This window comes from Laspinema olomoucense D3b, from assembly GCF_025370785.1.
Classification (GTDB): domain Bacteria; phylum Cyanobacteriota; class Cyanobacteriia; order Cyanobacteriales; family Laspinemataceae; genus Laspinema; species Laspinema olomoucense.
On sequence record NZ_JAMXFA010000033.1, the window covers coordinates 75,642 to 82,017 of the forward strand.

The following is a 6,376-nucleotide window of genomic DNA, read 5'->3' on the forward strand; positions in this document are numbered from 1 at the left end:
GAGGGATGGGCTTAACAGAATGTTACAATTTTTTCCCGCTGTTGGAAGCGTCAAATTTTGGGTTCGGGAATTTACGACCGGCAAAGAAAATGCATAAACTAAAGTTAGCGCAAGCATGAATCCCAACTGGTCGGGAAGATGCCAGGACAGGATTCCCTTAAGCGCGATTTTTCAATTGCTCAGTCCATACCACAGAGAACTCAGTTTTATGGAAATGATAGGGACTGCTATCGGAAGCCATGCCCCGGATTTTGAATTGCCGGGAATAGACGATCGCGTTCACCACTTAGCCCGTTATTTGGAAGAGTATCGGGGAGTGGGCGTAATTTTCTTATGCAATCGCTGTGCTTATGTCCAATCCTATCTCGATCGCCTCAAACAGATCCAGACGGATTTTAACGACAAGGGCTTTACCCTGATTGGCATTAACTCCAACGATGTCCGTCAATATCCTGAAGATAGCTTTGAACAGATGAAGTCCTTCGCCCAGGAAAGGGGCCTAAATTTTCCCTATCTCCGGGATGCCACCCAGGATGTGGCCCATTGCTTTGGTGCTGAAAAGACCCCAGAGGTGTTTTTGCTGGATGGGGAGGGGATTTTGCGTTATCGAGGCTCCATTGATGATCATCCCGACTGCCCCGAAGAGGTGGAGAGTAGCTACTTGAGAGAGGCGATCGCATCCTTGCTATCCGGGGAAACGGTTGCCATAGAGTCTACAGAGGCAATCGGCGGTTCCCTTAGATGGCATCAGAAAGGACCCTAAGCCATTCCGGCCCCTGACTGCCATTACCGGCTTAGGGCCAGAGCCCTTAAATCCCAGAACGGACCCCTATCCCAAGCATTTCCGGGAGTCTCCAGACAACCCAGGGATGATTTCTGGTAGAATGCGTCGAAAAATGCCGACATCCTGCTATCTTATGGGGGAGGCAAATACAGTTGGGAAAAGAGTGAGCTGATGGGGAGAGTGTACCAGCGAGTCTTACTAAAGCTGAGTGGCGAAGCATTGATGGGCGAGCTAAATTATGGCATCGATCCCATCGTGGTTGAGCAAATCGCGCAACAGTTGGCAGATCTGATAGCTGATGGCGTAGAAGTGGCAGTCGTTGTCGGTGGCGGTAACATTTTTCGCGGAGTTAAAGGCGCAGCCGCTGGCATGGATCGGGCGACTGCGGACTACATCGGCATGATCGCCACGGTGATGAATGCCATGACTTTGCAGGATTCTCTCGAACGCATGGGCGTACAGACGCGGGTGCAAACCGCGATCGCCATGCAGGAAGTGGCTGAACCCTATATTCGTCGTCGTGCCATTCGCCACCTAGAAAAAAAACGGGTGGTTATTTTTGGGGCTGGATCGGGAAATCCCTTCTTTACCACGGATACCACCGCCGCCCTCAGAGCCGCCGAAATCAATGCTGAGGTGATTTTTAAGGCCACCAAAGTCGATGGGATTTATGATAGTGACCCCCATCTTAACCCGAATGCGAAACGGTATAATAGCCTGACTTATGGTCATGTTTTAACGCACGATTTACGGGTGATGGATAGTACCGCGATCGCCCTGTGCAAAGACAATAATATCCCTATCATAGTATTTGACCTATCGGTACCGGGTAACATCCGCCGAGCGGTCTTGGGAGAAAACGTCGGAACGATTGTGGGAGGTTTTTGTGAAGTTAGCTGAAGTAGAAGATCTAATGAAAAAAGCGGTTGAGGCAACTCAACGCTCTTTTAACACTATTCGCACCGGCAGAGCGAATACCTCTTTGCTGGATAAAATCATGGTTGAATATTACGGGTCACCCACCCCATTGAAATCGTTAGCAAGCATCAATACCCCCGATGCCAGTACGATTTCAATTCAACCGTTTGATCGCAACAGTTTGGCGATTATTGAAAAAGCGATTTTAACCTCGGATTTGGGCTTAACTCCGAACAATGATGGGGCAATTATTCGCTTGAATATTCCCCAGTTAACCAGCGATCGCCGTCAGGAACTGGTGAAAGTTGCCGGAAAATACGCCGAAGAAGGTAAAGTTGCCATTCGCAATGCTCGTCGGGATGGCATTGATTCCGTCCGCAAGCAGGAAAAAAATAGCGACATCTCCCAAGATGAGTCGAGAGCGTTGCAAGATGACATTCAAAAACTGACGGATAAATACGTCGCAAAAATCGATGAAGTGCTGGCGGCTAAGGAAAAAGACATCACTACTGTCTAATTTTTCTGACCGTTTTCTCAAGCCTAGCGAGTTTGTAATCAACTAAAAAACCCAGATAATTCTTCAGGTTATCTGGGTTTTTCTGCCATCTATTCGTTACAGTTTGTCAAGGAGTCCTGGCCTGTCCTCTGCCTGATGACAGAGGCGCGATCGCCCAGGGCGTGCCATAAAATCAATTCAATTGAGACGTGAAACTTCAATCATTATGTTCGACTGCATTATTGTAGGAGCGGGTCCCGCTGGCGGCAGTGCCGCCTATCATTTAGCAAAACGAGGCCGATCGGTTTTAGTCCTAGAAAAAGAATCTTTGCCGCGATATAAACCCTGTGGAGGCGGTGTCTCTCCCGCAATCGCTCAATGGTTTGACTTTGACTTTTCCCCGGCGATTTCGATGAAAGTCGATCGCCTGCGCTATACCTGGCAGGGAGAGGACCCCGTAGAGGTCCAACTGGAAACCCCTGAACCGATGTGGATGGTCCGCCGGGATATCTTTGACCAATTTCTCATCGACCAAGCTAAACAACAAGGGGCCGAAGTTCGAGACAAGAGTGCAGTCACTCAAATTGCTTTCAAAGGCGATCGCTGGCAAGTCACCACCGCTACGGAAACCTTAGAAGCCAAATATTTAATCGCCGCCGATGGGGCCAAAGGTCCGATGGCGAAAATGCTAGGCTTTAAAGAGCGCGATCGCCAACCAGCCGCTGCGATCGAAATTACTTCCCCAAATCCCAATTCTCTGATCCAGTTTGATTTTGGCCGCATCAAAAAAGGCTACATCTGGAACTTCCCCAAAGCCGATGGTTACAGCCTCAGCATTGCCAACTTACAAGGAGGCACCAAAGAAAAGCTGGATCAAATCTTAACCGAATATGCCCAAGCCAATGGCTTCCCCCTCTCCACCCAAGTGCATCAGGATTTTCTATGCTTATGGGAAAAAGAGCAAAAACTCCATACCCAGAATGCCATCCTCGCCGGGGAAGCTGCCTGCGTCGTGGACCCCTTAACTGCTGAGGGAATTCGTCCCTCGATGTTTAGTGGAGTTAAAGCCGCAGAGTCCATCGATGCTGCCCTCGCCGGGACCAGCAACGCCCTAGAAAAATACACTCAGGTGATGAACGAGGAATGGGGAGGACAAATGGTTTGGGCCTCTCGCGTGTCTGGTTTATTCTACAAAATTCCCAAAATTGCTTACAAAGTGGGGATTAAGCGTCCGAGTGCGACTCAACGCATGGTAGAGGTATTGTGTGGAGAAACCAGTTATGCCGATATTGCCAACAAGGCGATCGACCGCCTCAAGAAAAACCTGATTCCCGGTTTCGGGGGCTAGTCCGGTTTCGAGCAATCCCCTAAACCATTGGGACCGGATTAAATTCCAAGGACAAGAAACCGGGTTTCTGGGTGAGATAGGTGACAAATCGGCCAAAATTTTGTCCAAAAACCCGGTTTCTAACCCCCACTATACCGACGCCCTCTCTACCGAGTCTTGATAGCATCCCATCCCAATGCCCAGGGGCGCTGCGATCACCAGATAGACAATAGAATTGCAGGAGGGGAAGCAGGGTTCAAGGGAGTGAGATGCTCGGATATTTAGTCAATCCTTAAGATGTTCAGGCATAAATAAACTAGACTATAGAAATGACCATTTATTTTTACAAAGTTGACGAACCCTACGGCTGTTTTTCTAATTTTTCCCCCCACGGAATTCGGAGAAAGGGCCTACATTGGCCGACAGTCGAGCATTATTATCAAGCTCATAAATTTATTGGGGTAGAGGATGAGTCGATTATTACTCAAATCCGGAATGCACCGACTCCGGATGAAGCGGCCAAATTAGGACGCGACCCCTCTCGGACTGTTCGCTCCAACTGGGATTGGGTCAAACTCGGGATTATGCGAGAAGCGGTATTAACGAAGTTTTTGACCCATTTAGATATCCAGGCGATTCTGCTGGGGACGGAGGACCTTACCATTGTTGAAGATTCCCCGACGGATTATTTCTGGGGCTGTGGTGAGGACCGCACGGGTCAAAATCATCTGGGTCAGATGTTGATGAGTGTCCGGGAAGAAATCCGAGGACGCCTTCAGGAGAAAGAGTCCAGTTAAGTGGGCAATTTGGGAACGCGGCGTGGATTGCCAAGTGGGGTTTCCCGGGGGTCCGAGGAAACTGTACACAACATATAAAAACTCTAAAGGAGCGATCGCCCCCACCACAGAAATCTGGGTTCCCGATAGCAGGAATCGGCAATCTCCGGATTCAGTGGTTTTTTTCTCTCCCGGGGATTTGTTCCAGTCACTCATCCCTACTAATCCTTAGCACAGTGGCGATCGTTATATACTCTACCCTAGGATTTTTGTCAATAGGCGGAACGAGCTGACCGGACTATAAGTCATTGCAACTCTAGAGACCTGGAATATATTAAGATTTTATTGATATCATGTTGACAAAGGCATCAAGATGGGGGTTTAGGCAAGCGTAACCCACAACCGGGGAAACTGGAACTAAACCCTTAGCTATTTGCTAGAAACTCATCCAGGGGAGTTCTAGCTGATGCCAATCCTCATCCATAACTGAGTCAGTAAAGACGATAGCAGGTCAGATCCCTAAAGATGAGGTAGTAAGCCCCCTTTCAGTAAAGCGGGGTATGGAACTACTGGCACTCATAAGGCGACGAAATAATTCGAGTAGGTGTAGAGGAACGGGATTTGTGCCGCTCAACCCTGTAATTTTTCGAGAGCCTTAACATCTAATTTAGGGGAAGGAGGCTTTTGAACCTTCCCGAGGTCAAAACATCTGGATTGGAAAAAAGCGAATTTTTTATGACACTCAAAAATAATAATACAAATACCGCACAACCCGTCCAACAAAGACTCGATCGCGAAGTGTTGTTGCATCGAATGCTCAACCGGATTCGCCAATCTCTGGATTTAGAGGAAATTCTCACCGCTACGGCTGCTGAAATTCGGTCCCTCTTAGGAACCGATCGCGTCATGGTCTATCAATTCAATCCGGATAACAGTGGGAAAGTGATTGCCGAGTCGATTAATGAAAATCGCCTTCCCTCCCTCAAAGGCTTAAATTTTCCGGCAGATGATATTCCAGAACGAGCTAGAGAACGGTTTACCAAAGAACGGGTTTGTTCCATCGTAGATGTGGCTAAGCAACAAATCGGGGTCAGTTCCAGGGAATATGCCTCCCATGAATCGGGGGAAGTGGGAAACAGCATCCGCTATCGCCCGGTAGATGAGTGTCATTTAACCTACCTCCGCGCAATGGGAATCAACTCATCCGTGGTGGTACCCATCCTCCATCATCAGGAACTCTGGGGGTTAGTTGTCTCCCATCATGTAGAAACGCGCCCGATTTCTGAAGACGATTTGCAGTTGGTACAATTATTGGCGGATCAGGTTTCGATCGCGATCGCCCAAGCCACCCTCCTCCAAGCCACCCAGCAAAAGCAAGCCCGAGAAGCAACGATCAATCAAGTGGCAGCCTTACTCCACGCTCAACCCAGCATTGAGGTCCAGGCGGCACTAGAAGCCACTATCACTGCCCTCAATGGATGTGGTGGTAGGCTCTACATCGGCGCGAAACACAATTCCATGATGGGGAACCTGGAAAGCTCACAGAGTCAACTGTTTACTTCCGGGGAACAACCGCTGCCAGTCAAGTCTGAATTCTGCGACATCCTAGAAGAACATCCCCTCTGGAAAGACTGGCTGGAAACCGCCAATTCCAGCCTTAATTTAGAACAATCTCATGCCGGTTCCGTCTGGGCGATCACGGATATTTATAAACCCATTGACATTAACTGTTTTACCCCCGATTTCCGCCCCACGCGGATTCGCAGTCTGCTCGTAATGTCCCTGTTTTATCGGCAACAAAATCTCGGATATTTGACAATTTTTCGCAATGAAATTGAAACCGAAACCTTATGGGCGGGACGCTTTAATAGTAATCTTAAGCAATTACTGCCTCGCCAATCCTTTGAGGCATGGCGGGAACGGAAAACGGGACAAGCTCAAGACTGGAAGCCAGAAGAAATTGAAATGGCCCGAGCGATCGGGAAGCATTTTTCAATGGCGATCGAGCAGTATTTACTCTACAAAGAAGTTAATTCCCTCAATGCCAACCTAGAGCAGCAGGTCCAAGAACGCAC

6 protein-coding genes are annotated in these 6,376 nt (G+C 48.7%); all 6 read left to right on the forward strand.

The genetic code is table 11. The annotated features are described in order from the left end of the window. Positions 1-214 precede the first annotated feature (214 nt). Entirely contained in the window at positions 215-763 is a 549-nt protein-coding gene (locus NG792_RS21135; RefSeq protein WP_317619518.1) for a thioredoxin family protein, read from the forward strand. A gap of 192 nt (positions 764-955) precedes the next feature. Next, positions 956-1,684, forward strand: a complete 729-nt coding sequence (gene pyrH / locus NG792_RS21140) for a UMP kinase (protein ID WP_261204075.1) — start codon at positions 956-958, stop codon at positions 1,682-1,684. Continuing rightward, positions 1,671-2,219 (forward strand): ribosome recycling factor, encoded by a 549-nt coding sequence (gene frr / locus NG792_RS21145; RefSeq protein WP_261204074.1) that lies wholly within the window; start codon positions 1,671-1,673, stop codon positions 2,217-2,219. Before pyrH ends, frr begins: the two co-directional genes overlap by 14 nt. Before the next feature lie 205 nt (positions 2,220-2,424). Continuing rightward, positions 2,425-3,546 carry a geranylgeranyl reductase family protein gene (locus tag NG792_RS21150; RefSeq protein WP_261236703.1) on the forward strand — a complete coding sequence of 374 codons (1,122 nt, stop codon included), beginning with the start codon at positions 2,425-2,427 and terminating at the stop codon, positions 3,544-3,546. A 308-nt stretch (positions 3,547-3,854) separates the two neighbouring features. Beyond that, positions 3,855-4,322: a riboflavin biosynthesis intermediates N-glycosidase gene (gene ybiA / locus NG792_RS21155; RefSeq protein ID WP_261236704.1), complete on the forward strand. Its 468-nt coding sequence runs from the start codon at positions 3,855-3,857 to the stop codon at positions 4,320-4,322. Between the two features lie 714 nt (positions 4,323-5,036). Next, positions 5,037-6,376 (forward strand): GAF domain-containing protein (locus NG792_RS21160; protein WP_261236705.1); only part of this gene is annotated, 1,340 nt, incomplete at its 3' end.